We start from the raw sequence: 15,940 nt of genomic DNA on the forward strand, positions 1-15,940 counted from the left end.
GCCGGATGCGCAGCACGGCAGTCTCACACTGCAAAGGATCAGGCAATGAACTTCCATCAATTTTTGCTGGTACTGCAAGCCAGGAAGAACTTCATCCTCTTGACGCTGCTGGTCACGGTGCTGCTGGCGCTGGGCTGGAGCCTGGTGCAGCAAAAAACCTATGACGCGACGGCGTCGGTGCTGCTGAACTACAAAGGCGTCGATCCGCTGACCGGCCTGACCATGCCAGGGCAGCTGATGCCAGGCTATATGGCGACGCAAATGGACATTATCGGCAGCAAGAATGTGGCGCTGCGGGTGGTCGATGCGCTGGGCCTGGCAGCGAGCCCGGCCGTTGTCCAGCAATTTCAGGAAGCCACCGATGGCAAGGGCGCGGTGCGCGACTGGCTGGCCGATCTGCTGCTGCAAAAACTCGAGATCATGCCGTCGCGCGAATCGAGCGTGGTGCAAATCACGTTCGGCGGCGCCGATCCCGCTTTTGCCGCCGCCGTCGCCAACGCGTTCGCCGTGCAATATCAACGCGCCACCGTGCAGCTCAAGGCCGAGCCGGCCAAGAATGCATCGGTCTACTTCAATGAACAAACGCGGCAGTTGCGCGACCAGCTCGAAGCGGCGCAGGCGCGCCTGTCCGCTTACCAGCAAGAAAAGGGCATCGTCAGTCTGGACAACAACCGGGTCGATGTGGAGCTGTCGCGCCTGAATGATCTGTCGGCCCAGCTGGTCGTGGCGCAGACTGCCGCGATCGAAGCCGGCTCGCGCGAACGCGCCGCACGCTCGGCGGTCAACTCGCCCGATGTCGCCAACAATGCACTGATCCAGAACCTGCGCATGAACCTGGCTGCGGCCGATGCCAGGCTGGCCGAGACCGGGGCCCGCTTCGGCCGCAACCATCCGCAATACCAGAGCGCCAGCGCCGAGGTCGGGAAACTGCGCGCCGAACTGGGCAGCGCCCTGGACACGGTGACGCGCAGCGTCGGCGCCAATGCCGAGGTGCTGCGCCAGCGCGAAGCCGAGATTCGCAGCGCGCTGGCACAACAGAACACACGCATCCTGGCATTGAACCGTACCCGCGATGAACTCGGGCCGCTGCTGAAAGACCTGGAGGGCGCCCAGCGCGCGTTCGATTCCGCCAGCCAGCGCCATGCGCAAACCCGGATCGAGGCGCAATCCGAGCAATCCGATATCTCGGTGCTCAACCCCGCCGTTGTGCCGACCGAGCCGGCCGCGCCGCGCGTGCTGCTCAATACGCTGGTGTCGATCCTGCTGGGCACGATCCTCGGCGTTGGCATCGCGCTGCTGCTCGAACTGCTCACACGCCCGGTGCGTTCGACGGCTGATATCCACGACATGCTGGGCATACCGGTACTGGGCAGCGTGAGCTGGCACGCTGCGCCGGGCAACGGCGCACGCCTACGTCGCCTGCTGACACCACGCCGCCTGCTGCGACTGAACTAAGGAGACGCCATGAATTCAACCGTGCTATCCGCCTTGCCGATCGGTCACGCTGGCGACGCCAGCATGGGTATGTTGTTGCGCGATGCGGGCAAGCTGTCGGGTGACGATGCCGAGCGCGTGCTGCAGGCCCAGCAAGAACTCGGCCTGCGCTTCGGTGAAACCGCGGTACGGCTCGGGCTGGTGAACGACGCCGATATCGCGCAAGCGCTGGCGCAGCAATTTGCGTATCCGTACCTGGCCAAAGGCCAGTCCGAGCTGTCCCCTGATCTGGTCGCGGCCTACGAGCCGTTCTCGGCCCCGGTCGAAGCGCTGCGCGCGGTGCGCAGCCAGTTGATGCTGCGCTGGTTCGCGCGCGGCCGGCGCGCACTGGCCATTGCCGGCGTGTCGCCGGACGACGGCGCCAGCCACTTTACTGCCAACCTGGCGCTGGTGTTCTCCCAGCTCGGCGAGGGAACGCTGCTGATCGACGCCAATCTGCGCAACCCGCGCCAGCATCACCTGTTTGGGATCAGGTCGCGCCAGGGATTGTCCGATTTATTGGCCGGACGTACCGGGCTGGAGGTGATCACGCCGGTGGCGGGCTTTCCCGACCTGTCTCTGCTGCCGGCGGGAACCCTGCCGCCCAATCCACAAGAACTGCTGGCGCGTGACGGCTTGCGCCGACTGCACGCCCAGTTGGTCAGCCAATACGACGTCGTGCTGTACGACCTCCCGCCGTACTCGGCTGCGGCCGACGCATTGGCGGTGGCGGCGCATGCGGGTGGCGTATTGCTGGTGGCGGGCAAGCACCGCACGCTGATTGCCGACGTCAGCCGGATGGCGGCGCAGATGGCCGAAGCGGGCGCCGACGTGGTCGGTTCAGTGGTGGTCGGGGACTGACATGGCCATCTTGCCGGGTTCGACACGGACGGCAGACGGCGCCAACCGCAAGCGCGGTCGCCGCCTAGACGGTGCGGCAGGCAAGATGGAGGGAACAGACGCGCATGGCGGGGCGAGGGACGGGGCGAACGAAGGGGTGAACGACGGGGCGAACGACGGGGAGCGTAGCCGTTCGCGCGCTGCGTGGCGCAGCGCTCTGCCGGCGTGGTGGCCGGTGTTGCTCGGCCTGGCGATCCTGTTCGTGCCCACCTTTCACCGCCTGTTCACCGGCGCGTGGATCGGGGAAGCGCAGGGCCATGGCCCGATCATCTTCGCACTGGCCATCTGGCTCATCTGGCGCAAGTGGCCCGATGTGCTGGCCGCAGGAGACATGGCCGATGCCATGGTCACTCCAGCAGCCCACCCGGCAGCACATGCAGCCGCCCATCGAGCTGCCGAGTCAACGGCATACCCGGCTGCCCATGCGGTCGTACACCCGGTCGTGAATCCGGCCGCAAATCCGGCTGCAAATCCGGCCGCAAACCCGGCCGCAAACCCGGCAAACCAGGCAGCCCAGACAGCCCAGACAGCCCAGACAGCAGGCCCAACAGCCGACGCCACGCCGTGCGCGCGCTCCCTGTCGCATCCAGCCGGCTGGGCCGTGCTGGCATTCGGCCTGGCCATTCATCTGCTGGGCCGCTCGCAGCAGATATTGATGTTCGAAGTGGGTTCGATCCTTGTCGTGCTGGCGGCGATCGTGTTGCTCAAGCTGGGCGGGCTGGCGCTGAGGGTATTGTGGTTTCCCTTCTTTTTCATGCTGTTCATGGTGCCGCTGCCAAGCGAGCTGGTCGCTGCTGTGACGATGCCGATGAAGATGGCCGTGTCGTGGGCAACCGAGCACCTGCTGTTCATGGTCGGTTATCCTGTTTCGCGCTCGGGCGTGGTGCTGCAGATCGGGCAGTATCAGTTGCTCGTGGCCGATGCCTGCGCCGGGTTGCAGACCCTGCTGACGCTTGAAGCGCTGGGCCTGTTTTACCTGAACCTGATGCGTCATCCGTCCGGCGTGCGCAATGTGACACTGGCTGTCCTCATCGTGCCGATCTCGTTCCTGGCCAATGTGATCCGGGTGATCACGCTGACGCTGATTACCTACTATCATGGTGACGCCGCCGGCCAGGGCTTCCTGCACGGCTTCGCCGGGATGGTGCTGTTCGTGACGGCGCTGTTGATGATCCTTGCCGTCGATTCGGCCTTGCAATGGGGTGTCAGGCAGAAGCCCGGCGGCCGGGGTGGCCATCGTACCGCCGCAGGCAATACGACGGCCGCACCGGCCGGGCTATCCACCGATCGAACAACCGGACATGCCCACGAGCCTGCAATGAAGGGGCCGCCATGATCGCCGCGCAACGCCGCGCACTGGTCGTGAGCATCGTGCCTGGTGTCGCCATGGCGCTCACCGCGATCCTCACCAGCGCCGTCACCCCAACGCCGCGTGCGCCCTTGCCGCATGAACAATTCAGCCTGGCGCAGATGATTCCGGCCCGTTTCGACGCCTGGGCCGTCGATCCGGGCGTGGCGCCGGTGCAGCCGGATCCGGCGCAGCAGGGCATGCTTGAAAAAATCTACGACCAGACGCTCTCGCGCACCTATGTCGGTGCGCACGGCCAGCGCGTGATGTTGTCGATCGCCTATGGTGGCGACCAGAGCAAGTCGCTGCAGTTGCACCTGCCCGAAATCTGCTACGTGGCCCAGGGTTTCCAGCTGGTCACTGAAGGCAACGACGTGCTGGCAACGCGCTATGGCGCGCTGCCGGTCAAGCGCCTGGTGGCGCGCTTGCAGGAACGCAACGAGCCGATTACCTACTGGATCACGATCGGCGATAAAGCCAGCAAGGCCGGCATCGAGCACAAGCTGCGGCGCCTGGCGTACGGCTTGTCCGGCGAAGTTCCTGATGGCATGCTGGTGCGGGTGTCGACGATCGCCAGCGACGAGCGTCACGCCTACGCAGTGCAAGACCGCTTCATCGCCGCGCTGCTGGCGGCGCTTGCGCCCGCCGAGCGGGCCCATCTGATCGGCCATGACAGTGCACCGGCCGCCCTGGCGAGCGCATCGCCAGTGATACGCCGGTCCCGGCCGGGAGCACAGCCGACGCAGACGTCAACGACGTCGGGCGCCGATTTGCGGCCTGACCGACCCCGCCCGGCCACGCGATGAACGACATCGTTCTCTACATCTATTACTCGTTGCCGTGGCTGGCTGTTATCGGGCTGTCGGTGGCAGTCGTGGCCGGCATGGCGGTCGGGGTCGTGTGGCCTCGCTGGCTGGTCTATCCCTATTTGCTGGTGTTCTTCTGGATCACTTCCACAAGCTACGGAAGCCTGGCCGTGTTCGCCTCGCGCAGCATCTATAGCCGCGGCTCCGGCGTGTTGTTTTTCGGCGTGGTGTTGTGGGCCATGCTCGGCGCCTGGCTGTGCGCGCGCGTTGCCGCCGGGTTCGGTCGCGACGCGACGCCGGCCTGCAGTCTGCGGCCCTGGTTCTGGGCCTGGTCCGCGTTGCTGGCCGGTCATGTCGCCATTGGGCTCGTGACGGGCATCCCGGTGGCCGCATCGCTGGCGCCGTCGGGCTTTTCCAATATCGTCTGGATGGCGCCGCTGGTCTCGCTGCTGTTGCTGGCGTTTCGCACACAGGAGCACGCCATTGCACTGGCCCGGTTCATCCTGCTCGCAGGACTGGGCCGGGCGTTGTTCGGTCTTGGGCGCTGGGCGGCGCTCGGGGGCGATCCCAACAATATCTACGCGAACATGAACGCGCTCCAGATCCGGCTGACGTTCTTCGACATCAACGACAGCCTGTTGTGCACCATGGCGTTTGCCATCGCCGCCGTCACGCTGTTCCAGGCGCCACGTCTTGCATCGGGCAAGTGGTGGCGCGTTGTCTGCTGGTTGACGCTGGTCGCCACCGCGCTGTGCGTGGTGCTGTCGTATCGCCGCACGGCGTGGATCGGCTTCGTGCTGGCGTGCGCGGTGATCGTGCTGCGCCTGCCACCCAGGGCCCGCCTGCACTGGCTGGCGGCCGGCGTGCCATCCATCGGCGCGATGCTGGCATGGGTGGCGGTGCGGCGGCTGGATCAGCCCCATCCGAGAGGCGCCATCGAGGGCGGCGCCGGTGTCGGCAACCTGCTGTACGACATGCAGTCGGGCCGCTTCGGTCCCGAAAGCGAGCGCGTGCTTGAACTGAAGCTGGCGCTGGCCGACTTCCTGACCCATCCGCTGACGGGCATCGGCGCCTGGGGACGCTACCACGGCTATGGGGCGATCTCGTGGCAGGACAGTCCGGATGGCGGCCTGTTTCTGCACAGTGGCGTATTGCACATCGCCCTCAAGAGCGGCATGCCGGGCTTGCTCCTGCTGGCGGGCACGATCGGTGCGTTTGTAATCTGTGCCCACCGTGCTCTGCGCACCCTGCCGCCGGCCTTGCTGGGGCTGGGCCTGGCGGGCGTCGCGGGGCTCGCCTTCATGCTGCCTGACTTGCTCGTGGGCACGCCGTTCCCGCAGGTTCGCACCACGCAGATGCTGGCCCTGTGCCTGGGGTTGCCGTATGTGGCGCTGGCATGCATGCACGATGGCGCCGCGCAGCGCGTCGGGCCTGGCGTCAGGGCAGCAGCGTCGCCGCCACATCAACTCGCGAGGGCATGATGCAACTGCGCCTGGCCCGCAATGCGATGGCCAACCTGCTCGCGGCCGCAATCCCGGCGCTGGTGATGCTGGTGACGGTGCCGCTGGTGGTGCGCGGGCTGGGCGAAGCGGGCTATGGCGTGTATTCGCTGGTGACGGCCATCGTCGGCTACTTCGCGGTGATCGACATCAACGTGACGGCCGGTTCGGTCAAGTACATCGCCCAGCACAAGGCCAATGACGACGACGACCAGGTCGCCGAAACCGTCTCGTTCGGCCTGGCCAGCTATGGCGCCATTGGCCTCGTCGGCGGGTCGGGCATCTTTGTCTGCGCGGGTTGGCTGGTCGACACCGTGTTCGCGGTGCCGGAGGCGCTTCGCACAGACGCGCGCGCTGCCCTGCAACTGGCCGCGCCGGGCTTCCTGTTCGGCCAGATGCAGGCTTACCTGAACAGCGTGCCGCAGGCGCTGATGCGCTACGACATGTCGGGCCGGGTCGAGATCGTCTTCGGCGTCCTGGTGCCGCTGGCCACGGTCGGCGTGCTGCTGCTGGGTGGCGGCCTGGCGGACGTGATTGCGCTGCGTGTCGTGGCCAGCATGGTCCATGGCCTGATCCTGTGGCGCACGATCGGGCGCCTGCTGCCGACATTGCGCTTGCGCTGGCCTGGCGCCCACGCGCGCGCCGCGTTGCTCCGTTTTTCAGGCTGGAGTTTCCTGTCGCGCTTTGCCACCTTGTCGTATGCCCACGCCGACAAGCTCATCATCGGCGCCCTGGCCGGCGTGACGGCCCTGGCGTATTTTACGGTGGCGGCCACGCTCGCCAATCGCGTGCTGAGTCTGGGTTTCCGCTTATCCGGTGTCTTCTTCCCGGCCACCAGCGCCCTGGCCGCAACCGGCCAGTTACGCCGCCTCGATCAAACCTATGTGAAGGCCACGCGCTACGTCGTGTTCGTCAATGCGGCGATCCTGGCGCTGCTTGCCGTGTTCGCCTATCCGATCCTCGCATGGTGGATGAACGCCGATTTCGCGCGGCACGGCGCACTCATCCTGGCAGTGATGGCGCTGTCGCAATTTGTCGATTCGCTCACCAGCCTGCCGTCGCTCGTCAATGACGGCATGGGGCATCCGCGCGTGTCGGGCCTGTTTGCCGTCACGCGGGCACTGGTTGGTATGGTGCTGCTGTACGCCGGCATAGGGGGATGGGGTATCGTCGGCGCAGCCTGGGCGCACCTGGCCGGCGCGCTGATGTTCACCGGGGCTTTCCTGGTCTACGTGCATGGGCGGACCGTTCCGACGCCGCTTGGGCGCCTGCTGCTGCATGGCTATCTGCCGGGGCTGGCTGGCGTCGGGCTGGTCTCGATCGCGGCAGGCGCCGCCGCACGCCTGCTGGGCGGCAGCCCGCTCGACATCGTGCTGAGCATGGGCGCGATGATGCTCCTGCTCATACTGCACGGCGCGCTGTTCGTGGTTGCGCCGGATGACCGTGACCTGGCCTGGTCCCGCTGGCGAACGTGGCGCCGGCAGGCAGGGCGCTGACATGCGCATCCTGATGGTGTCCGAAGACCTGCCGGGTGAACTTATCGGCGGGCTGGGCAAGCACGTTGTCACGCTCGCCAACCGCTTGCTGCGCGCTGGTCACGATGTGGAAATCCTCGGGCGCAGCGACCGCGCGCCGGCCGACTACGCGGCGCAGATCGGGTTTGCGGGACGCTTTCGCCCCGGCTTCGCCTTCCCCCGGCCGGGCTGGAAAGAATCGCGGATGGGCGTGTTCAATCCGCTCAAGCGCCCGCTGTTCGCGCGCCGCATCGCCCGTGCCATCCGGGCGCACATGGCGGACATGGCGCGCACGGGCCCGGTCGACGTCGTGCACTACCACGGTCATCTGCCGATGACGGGCCTGTACATCGACGCCGGCGTCAATTTTGTCCAGACCCGTCACGACCAGGGCAGCGAATGCCTCACGCACCTGCGCTTTCGCGACGGGGCCGTGTGCGACAACCTGGTGCCACGACGGTGCGCAGCCTGTATCCGGCGCGACGCCGGCCCGCTGCGGCAAGCGATCAGCGCCAGGGCGGTGGACGACTACCGCCGCCTGAGCGCGCGTGCGTTTGCCCGCCACAAGACCGTGTTCGTGTCGGAGTTCCTGCGCCGCCACTTCCTGCGCGCCGTGCCCGAAGCCGACCTGTCGCGTAGCCGCGTGATCCATAATTTCATTGATGACCAGCGCCTGCAGGCGGTACTGGATGCTTCGTCGGCGCCGACGCCGGGCCTGCTTCTGCTGGCCGGGCGCATCGATGCCGGCAAGGGGTTCGGCGAATTCCTCGCTGTTGCAGCCGCTCGCTTGCCGCAGCACGCCAGCGTGATCGTGGCCGGCGACGGCCCGTTGCAGGCCGCGCTGGCACAGCGCCATGCCGGGCCGCAGGTGCACTTTGCCGGCTGGCAGGCTTACCCGGACGTGCTGGCCCTGAGCGCGCGCGCCCACTTGTGCGTGGTGCCATCGTTGTGCGAGGAAGCCTGCAGCACGACGGTGCTTGAGGCGTTGGCCCTGGGCCGGCCCTGTGTGGCGCTGGCGCGCGGCGGGACGCCAGAACTGGCGCAGTACGCGCTGTATCCCGGCCAACTGGCGTTGGCGAACAGCATGGACGAACTGGTCACGCTGGCGCTGCGCCGGCTGGACGAACCTGCCCGGCAAACGAGGTCACGATCAACGCCACCCGCCAGCTTCGGTGCCGACACCGCGCGTTTGCTGCCCCAACTGCTGGAGCTGTATGCCGAACCCACCAACGTTCTCGATCATCACCTGCACGCTCAACAGCGCAGCCACCCTGGCTGACACGCTGGCGTCGGTCCGGGCCCAGACCTGCCGCGACGTCGAGCAGGTGTTCGTCGACGGCGGCTCGGTCGACGGCACGCTGGGGCTGCTTGCAGGTTGTACGGGCAACACCCGCTTGCTGCGCGATGTCGGCGGCGGCATCAGCCGCGCCATGAACGCCGGCATCGCAGCCGCCAGCGGCGACATCGTGGCGCATCTGCATGCCGACGATTACTACGCCGACCCCGACGTGCTGGCGACAGTCAGTGATGCGTTCGCGCGCGCCGAGGCCGCGGGCCGGCCGCTCGACTGGGTGTTCGGCGCGATCCGTGTGCGCAAGGGCGGGCAGCTGTTGCCGCCGCTGCCGCTGCCACCATTTTCTTACCGTGCCTTTGCTGCAGGCTCGGCGACGGTTCCGCACCCGGCCGTGTTCGTGCGCCGCGCCGCCTTCGCGCAGGTCGGGCTGTTCGACGAACACTTGCGCTATGCCATGGATATCGATCTGTGGCTGCGCTTGGGCGCGATATCGCAGCCGGCCGTCATCGCGCGGCCATTGGCTGTGTTTCGCGATCATCCAGGCAGCGTCTCGTCGAGCAACAAGCGCGCTGCGCGTCGCGAAGAGTTCGCGGTGCGCCGGCGTCATGCCGGCAAGGCGCCGGTGGCGTTCGCAATCTATTGCCTGCGCTACCTGAAACGGCTGCGGGCGCTCAACGCGAAACCGGACGCTGGCCGCGTCTAAATGAACAGCAAACACGAAAATCTGGATAGCAAGAATCTTGTCCGATTGTCTTTGCAGGCGCGCCACGACAGTAAACAGTCGGGTATGCCTGTTCGCAAAATGTAAAATATTCGGTGTCTTTTTTGCGCGAAGGAAACGAAAAAGCGTTGATTTCTACGGGGAATTTACTCGTGTTCAAAAAAACCTGCGGTAACATTATTTTCGTCAGGAAATTCTTTTCTGACGCATGCAGCAGGTTTCACGACAGCGTCCACTGGCGACGCCAATCCTCGGCATTCTCGTTTCTCTCGGAGTTTCAGCATGAATTTTCACCGGAAAGATCTGGTCCGCGCGGCGGCATTGGCGTCGCTGCTGGCATGCGCCAGCGCGCACGCGGACTGGGTCCAGTCTCCCGATCCGCTCGTGGTCCAGCCCAGCCCGGAAATGAATGGCGTCCAGGCGCAAAATCCGCCGGGTTTCACCTGGGCGCGCCACGCCACCGGGCCGGCCGCCTATGAGCTTGAGATCACGCCGGTCGGCGCCGCGCCGATCAAGGTCGTGACCGAGCGTAACTGGTATCTGCCGCCCAAGGCCCTGGCCCTGGGCAATTACACCTGGCGCGTGCGGCCCGTCAGCGGCGGCGAGTGGTCGACCCCGCGCAATTTCTCGATCACGGCCCGCTCGAACCTGTTCGAAGTGCCCGACAACGCCACGCTGCGCGCCCGCATCACGGGCAAGGCGCGCCCGCGTTCACTGCCGTCATCGTTCACGCCGTATGCGAGCTGGAACCCCGCGCGGCGCGGCGAGCTCGACCCCTACGTGAGCCGCATGACGAACGAGATCAAGCTGCAGATCGGCGCCTTACCGGCCTTGTCGGACGCGCGCTGGCCGATCGTGATCGCTTCGCCACTGACTGCCGCGATGGCGACCCAGCAGACCGATATCCGCCAGCGTATCAACGAGGCGGCACGCCAGCTGGAAGCGTCGGCCGTGATGTGGCGCATGAAGGGCGATCAATTGTTTTTGCAAGAGGCGCTGCGCCGCGGCGACCAGATCGCCGCGCTCGACCCCAAGGGCCCGACCAGCTACAACAACCAGGATCAGGCCACGCGCCAGATCTCGGTGTCGTTGATCAAGGCGATCGACATCCTGGCCGGCGACCTCGATGCGCCGCGACGCGCGCGCTGGCTGAGCACGGTGCGCGTGCGGACCGAAGAAATCTACGGCAACCTGGCCGGCGACAACGGCCGTCTTGACCAGTATCCGTTCGACTCGCACGGCAACACGAGCCTGATCTTCCTGTCGCTGATTTCGACGCTGGCGCTGGGCGACATTCCCGAAGCGCAAAAATGGTTCGATTTCTCGTTCCGCGCCTACGCCAACGCGCCGTCCCCGTGGAGCGGGCCGGAAGGCGGCTACGCCAACGGCACCGCTTACGCCGAGTACGCAGCCGGCTACCTGGTCGCGCTGTGGGATCCGATGTCGCAAGCGTCCGGCGTCAACTTCTATGCCAAGCCATGGGCATTGGGGCTGCTCGATTTCGCCACCCAGTTCACCCCGCCGGGCTCGCGCGTGCACGCCTATGGCGACGGCTCCGAGACCAAGCCCGACACCCGTGTCTGGCATGCATTCGGCTCGCGCATGGTCTCGCCGCGCGCGGCCTGGTATGTGAGCAGCCTGGGCGGCACCGAAGATACGCTCAGCCTGCTGCAAGCGCCGTACCCGATGCCGGTCAATGGCACCCAGACCAAGTCGCCGCCGGCGAACTCGGCGTACTACCCGAGCGTGGGCTGGGCCTCGTTCCATACCGATATCGGTTCGACGGGCCGCGCCTCGCTGTACTTCAAGTCCAGCCCATACGGGTCGTTCAACCATAGCCACGGCGACCAGAACGGCATCCTGCTGTCGAGCGCCGGCCAGCCGCTGCTGGTCAAGGCCGGCTGGTACGACTGGTACGGCTCGCCTTACTGGAACGACTGGTACCACCAGACCCGCTCGCAAAACGCCATCACGTTCGATGGCGGCAAGGGGCAGATGGTGACGGGCTACCGCGAGCAACTGCAGCGCAACGGCAAGATCACCGGCTTTGCAGCGCAGCCGAGCTACGACTATGTCGAGGGCGACGCCACTGCCGCGTATGGTGGGCAATTGACGATGGCCAAGCGCCAGGTGTGGCAACTGCGCAATGCCGGCAATGCGATCCTGGTGCGCGATCGCCTGGCCAGCACGCTGGCGCGCACCTACGAATGGAATATCCACACGCCCGTCATCATGACAGTGGTCGATGCGCTGAACGTCAAGGTGGTCGCGGGCAGCCAGTCGGTGTGCCTGCGTTCGCTGAATGCGCAAGCCACCTTTGCCAAGTGGATCGGGCCTGGCGCCAAGGTCAATGTGGTGGAAGACCATGGCGCGTTCTATCTCAAGAACGACGGCAAGTCGACCGCCGAATTTCTGGTGCTGCTCGACGTCGGGTGCAAGCAGCCGGCGGTGACGGTCAGCACGGCCGGGACGGTGCGCACCGTCACCGTCGCCGGCCAGAGCGTCACACTCAACTAGTGCTCAACTAATGCTCGACGAACGCTGAATCAGCGCCCTGGCAGGCGTGGCAAGCGCCTGCCAGCGGTCTAGGCATCGAACGTGATCTTGATCTCCCGGGCGCTGAAGGTCGCTTCGCCGTGGTACACCGCCTCGATATTGTTGCCATCGGGGTCGATCACGAAGGCGCCGTAATAGCCCGGATGATACGGCCGCTCGCCGGGCGCGCCGTTGTCGGTGCCGCCGGCGGCCAGCGCCGCTGTATGGAAGGCGTCGACCATGGCACGGTCGCGCGCCTGGAACGCCAGGTGATGGCGCCCCGTCAATTGGCCCTGCGCCGCTTCGCTGTCGGGCGTCGACACAAACAGCTCGTCGGCCCAAAAATAATCAATGCCCGAGCCGGCAATTGGAATGCCCAGTACTTCGAACACGGCCGTATAGAAACGGCGCGATGCGGCCAGGTCAAGCACCACCAGCTGGATATGGTCGATCAGGCGTCCCCGATGGATTTCCATCGTTTCCATGGCTCATCTCCTTCGTCAACGTTGGCCTGCCTCCGCGATTATACGAGGGAGACGGATTGCGCCGCGCAGCGTCAACACGATAAGCGTGGCGACACACTTCTTGCATGGATGGCATTATTTCCCTCGAAGAAAAAATGATCAAGGATGGAGGACATGCAAGTGTGGTGGACTGAAAGCTGGCTGACGATTCAACGTGAATTTTCCGATCTGGGCAATGCCGAGGATGTGACAGTCATTGTCGTTCGCCTGCTGGTGGCGGCCGTCCTCGGCGGTTTGCTCGGGTACGAGCGCGAAACCAAGGGCGCCTCGGCCGGCCTGCGCACCCACATGCTGGTCTCGGTCGGCTCGGCGTTGTTCGTGCTGATTCCGTTGCAGGCCGGGATGACGATCCAGGATCTGTCGCGCGTGTTGCAGGGTGTCACGGCTGGCATTGGCTTCCTTGGCGCCGGGGCCATTCTCAAGCAGCGCGAACAGAACGATATCAAGGGCTTGACCACGGCCGCCAGCGTCTGGATGACGGCCGCCATCGGCGTTGCCGCGGGCATGGGGCGTGAAGGCACGGCCGTACTGAGTGCATTGTTCGGCCTGGTTATCCTCGCGTTCGTGCGTTCGCCCGGCAAGCGCGGCAGCGACTGACGCGGCGGCGCGGATCCACATTGAATTCGTGGCGTTTGTCTGTGCCAGCGCGCGCCGCCGCGCTTCTGATGGAACCAGCGTGCATGGCGCCGGTCTAGCAATGACGGGCTTACCCATCGGTTTGCCCATCACGACGAGCCGCCATGCACACACCGTTTCCGATCGCCCACATCGCCTGCATTGTGCGCGATCCGCTGCCGCCGACGCGCGCCGACCTGCTCAGGCTGTTCGGCGCCGAGATGCCGCGCCATGGCATCGGCGCCACACTGGTGGGCCAGGCGGGCGAGCATGCCGGCCCGCCATGGCGTGGCGGCGGCATGTATGCGGTCGGGCGCTTCTCGAGCCGCTTTGCCAGCCTGCTCACGCCGCTGTGGGATGGCCTGGGGCTGCTGCGTGCGTGGCGCGCCCCGGGCAGCCGGCCCGACTGCATCCAGGTGCGCGACAAGGTCGCTTCCGGCGTGCTCGCGCGCATCGTCGCCGCCGTGCTCGGAGTGCCGTTCGTGGTCTGGCTGTCGTTCCCGATCGTCGAAGGGTATGCGGTGCGGCGCGACGCCATCTGGCGCCAGGGCAGGGTGCTGGCCTGGTTGCCGCATGCGCTGCGCGCCGTCGTCGCGCGCACGGTGCTGTACGGGTTCGTATTGCCTGGCGCACGCCATGTGTTCGTGCAGAGCGACGCCATGGCCGCCGCGCTGGCCGTGCGCGGCGTGCCGCGCGCGCGCATGACGGCGGTGCCGATGGGCGTCGATACCGCCCTGTTCGACCGTCGCCACATCACGCCAAGCCTCGATCCGCGCCTGGACGGCCGGCGGGTCGTGCTGTACCTGGGGAGCGTGGCGCAATCGCGCCAGTCCGACTTCCTGCTCGACGTCGTGGCGCTGCTGCGCACCCATGATCCCGATGTGCTGCTGGTGATCGCCGGTGACGCCCCGTCGGCTGACGAAAAAGCCTGGATGCGCGCGCAGATCGCGCGCCGCGCGCTGGGGCGGCACGTGCTGCTCACGGGCTGGCTGCCGCAGCGCACCGCCCTCGGTTACGCGGTGCGGGCCCATGCTGCGCTCTCGCCGATTCCGCGTGGCGCGCTGTTCGATGTGTCGTCGCCAACCAAGCTGGTCGAATATCTGGCGCTGGGCATCCCTTGCGTGGCCAATGACATTCCCGACCAGGCGCACGTCATCGCGGCCAGCGGCGCCGGCCTGTGCGTGCCGATGGACCCCGCCGCCTTCGCCGCCGCCGTGCGCCGCCTGCTCGACGAACCGCTGCTGGCAGCCGCCTTCGCCGCGCGCGGTCCGGCCTGGGTCGCTGGCCACCGCAGCTACGCCATCCTCGGGCAACAGGTCGCGCGGGCCTACACCGCGCTACTGGCAAGGGGGGCGCCATGAGCTGGCGCCATTCGCTCCGGCTGTCGCTGCACTCGCTGCTGCGCTTCCTGCTGCGCGACCTGTGGGCGCGGTTGCTGGTCTACCCGTCGTTGGTCCGCAACGAACGCTCAGCGCAGGCACTGCGCGACTACGTAACCGGTCGCGCACACGCGCTGGGTCTGTCGGTGGCGCCCGATCCTGCGGTGCTGCGCCCGGTGCCGCCGGCGGCACCGCTGCTTACAAAGCCCGACCTGCGGCGGCATCCGGCGCGCCACCTGCGGCCGCGCCGCCCCGGCTCGCTGCTGCGTACCACAATCCGCACCAGCGGCACGTCGGGCTCACCGCTAACGGTCGTGCAATCGCTGGGTGCGGTGATCCGCGAGCAGGCATTTGTACACCGGCAGTTGCGCTGGATCGGCTGGCGTCCGGGCGGGCGGCGCGCCTGGATTCGCGGCGACATCGTGTGCGATGCGCAGCCGCCCGATGGCCGCTACTGGTGCCGCGACTGGGTCGGCAACGTGCTCATGCTGTCGTCGTATCACTTGTCCGGCTCGACGATGGGCGGCTATGTCGCCGCGCTGGAAGCTTTCGATCCGGTCGTGATCCAGGCATACCCGTCGTCGATTGGCGCGCTCGCCAACTGGCTCAAGGCGTGCGGCCGGCGGTATCGGGGCAGGGCGCTGCGGGGCGTGATGACGTCCTCCGAGACGCTCGAGCCCGCCGTGCGAAGCGCGATCGCGGATGCCTTTGGCGTGAACGTGTTCGACTGGTATGGCCAGGCCGAGCGGGCGGCCGCCATCGGTACCTGCGAGCTGGGGCGCTATCACGTGCTGACCGACTATGGCGGCGTCGAACTGCGGCGCGGGCCGGATGGCCGCAGCGAAATCATCGGTACCACGCTGAACAACCCCGCCATGCCACTGACTCGCTATTGCACCGGTGATTTTGTTGTTGTGTCCCAACCGTTGGTGTGTGCCTGCGGCCGCATCTACCCCGTCGTAGACGCTGTCGTCGGTCGCCAGGAAGCCATCCTGACGCTGCCCGACGGGCGCATGCTGGCCCGGCTCGACCGCGTGTTCCAGGGCTTCGATGGCAGGCTGGTCGAAGGTCAGGTGCGCTATCACGGCAGAGGGCGATTCACGCTGCAGATCGTGGCGGGGGCGGGGTGGACGGCGCGTGACGAGGGGGCGCTGAACGACGCATTCTTGCTGCGCGTGCCAGGTGTCGACGTTGCAATCGCCCATGTCGAGGCCGTCGCGCGTGGGCCGAATGGCAAGTTCGCCTTCATCGTGCACGACCCATGAATCGTGCGAACTATCTGAAACAGTTCCATGTATGATCCGAAAAATTGTGCCTTTACCAAGTCTGCGA

Annotated in this window: 12 protein-coding genes and 2 pseudogenes; 13 read left to right on the forward strand and 1 reads right to left on the reverse strand. The window is 66.5% G+C overall.

Annotated features, from left to right (window positions below; translation table 11 throughout):
* Positions 1-45: 45 nt before the first annotated feature.
* The 10 genes and pseudogenes from epsF (at position 46) to AB2N08_RS17885 (ending at position 12,072) form a co-directional block, all read left to right on the forward strand.
* The gene (gene epsF / locus AB2N08_RS17840) at positions 46-1,455 is read left to right on the forward strand and encodes a chain length determinant protein EpsF (RefSeq protein ID WP_367612235.1); all 1,410 of its coding nucleotides are present in this window, start codon (positions 46-48) and stop codon (positions 1,453-1,455) included.
* A gap of 9 nt (positions 1,456-1,464) precedes the next feature.
* Positions 1,465-2,334 carry a chain length determinant protein tyrosine kinase EpsG gene (gene epsG / locus AB2N08_RS17845; protein ID WP_367612236.1) on the forward strand — a complete coding sequence of 290 codons (870 nt, stop codon included), beginning with the start codon at positions 1,465-1,467 and terminating at the stop codon, positions 2,332-2,334.
* Positions 2,335-2,419: 85 nt separating this feature from the next.
* Positions 2,420-2,683: pseudogene (locus AB2N08_RS17850) on the forward strand (archaeosortase/exosortase family protein); the annotation flags it as partial.
* A 279-nt stretch (positions 2,684-2,962) separates the two neighbouring features.
* Positions 2,963-3,709, forward strand: a pseudogene (gene xrtB, locus AB2N08_RS17855) (exosortase B); the annotation flags it as partial.
* Positions 3,706-4,527 carry an exosortase-associated protein EpsI, B-type gene (gene epsI, locus AB2N08_RS17860; RefSeq protein WP_367612237.1) on the forward strand — a complete coding sequence of 274 codons (822 nt, stop codon included), beginning with the start codon at positions 3,706-3,708 and terminating at the stop codon, positions 4,525-4,527. The pseudogene xrtB and the gene epsI, both read left to right, overlap by 4 nt.
* Positions 4,524-6,008 carry an O-antigen ligase family protein gene (locus AB2N08_RS17865; protein ID WP_367612238.1) on the forward strand — a complete coding sequence of 495 codons (1,485 nt, stop codon included), beginning with the start codon at positions 4,524-4,526 and terminating at the stop codon, positions 6,006-6,008. The genes epsI and AB2N08_RS17865 overlap by 4 nt, the downstream gene beginning before the upstream one ends.
* Positions 6,005-7,522, forward strand: a complete 1,518-nt coding sequence (locus AB2N08_RS17870) for an oligosaccharide flippase family protein (RefSeq protein WP_367612239.1) — start codon at positions 6,005-6,007, stop codon at positions 7,520-7,522. Before AB2N08_RS17865 ends, AB2N08_RS17870 begins: the two co-directional genes overlap by 4 nt.
* 1 nt (position 7,523) lies before the next feature.
* Positions 7,524-8,819 carry a glycosyltransferase family 4 protein gene (locus tag AB2N08_RS17875; RefSeq protein ID WP_367612240.1) on the forward strand — a complete coding sequence of 432 codons (1,296 nt, stop codon included), beginning with the start codon at positions 7,524-7,526 and terminating at the stop codon, positions 8,817-8,819.
* The gene (locus tag AB2N08_RS17880; protein WP_367612241.1) at positions 8,755-9,537 is read left to right on the forward strand and encodes a glycosyltransferase family 2 protein; all 783 of its coding nucleotides are present in this window, start codon (positions 8,755-8,757) and stop codon (positions 9,535-9,537) included. The genes AB2N08_RS17875 and AB2N08_RS17880 overlap by 65 nt, the downstream gene beginning before the upstream one ends.
* A 300-nt stretch (positions 9,538-9,837) precedes the next feature.
* On the forward strand, positions 9,838-12,072 hold the full coding sequence (locus AB2N08_RS17885; protein ID WP_367612242.1) for a heparinase II/III domain-containing protein: 2,235 nt from the start codon (positions 9,838-9,840) through the stop codon (positions 12,070-12,072).
* 68 nt (positions 12,073-12,140) lie between these two features.
* Here AB2N08_RS17885 and AB2N08_RS17890 read toward each other — a convergent pair whose 3' ends face one another.
* Entirely contained in the window at positions 12,141-12,575 is a 435-nt protein-coding gene (locus AB2N08_RS17890; RefSeq protein ID WP_367612243.1) for a VOC family protein, read from the reverse strand.
* Between the two features lie 153 nt (positions 12,576-12,728).
* Between AB2N08_RS17890 and AB2N08_RS17895 the strand changes: the two genes are divergently transcribed.
* From AB2N08_RS17895 to AB2N08_RS17905, 3 genes are all read left to right on the forward strand, one after another.
* Complete coding sequence (locus AB2N08_RS17895; protein WP_367612283.1) at positions 12,729-13,211, forward strand: MgtC/SapB family protein; 483 nt, start codon at positions 12,729-12,731, stop codon at positions 13,209-13,211.
* Between the two features lie 143 nt (positions 13,212-13,354).
* Positions 13,355-14,590 (forward strand): glycosyltransferase, encoded by a 1,236-nt coding sequence (locus AB2N08_RS17900; protein WP_367612244.1) that lies wholly within the window; start codon positions 13,355-13,357, stop codon positions 14,588-14,590.
* Entirely contained in the window at positions 14,587-15,873 is a 1,287-nt protein-coding gene (locus AB2N08_RS17905; RefSeq protein ID WP_367612245.1) for a phenylacetate--CoA ligase family protein, read from the forward strand. Before AB2N08_RS17900 ends, AB2N08_RS17905 begins: the two co-directional genes overlap by 4 nt.
* The last annotated feature ends 67 nt before the right edge of the window (positions 15,874-15,940 follow it).

The organism is Massilia aurea, assembly GCF_040790145.1.
Taxonomy (GTDB): Bacteria; Pseudomonadota; Gammaproteobacteria; order Burkholderiales; family Burkholderiaceae_D; genus Telluria; species Telluria aurea_C.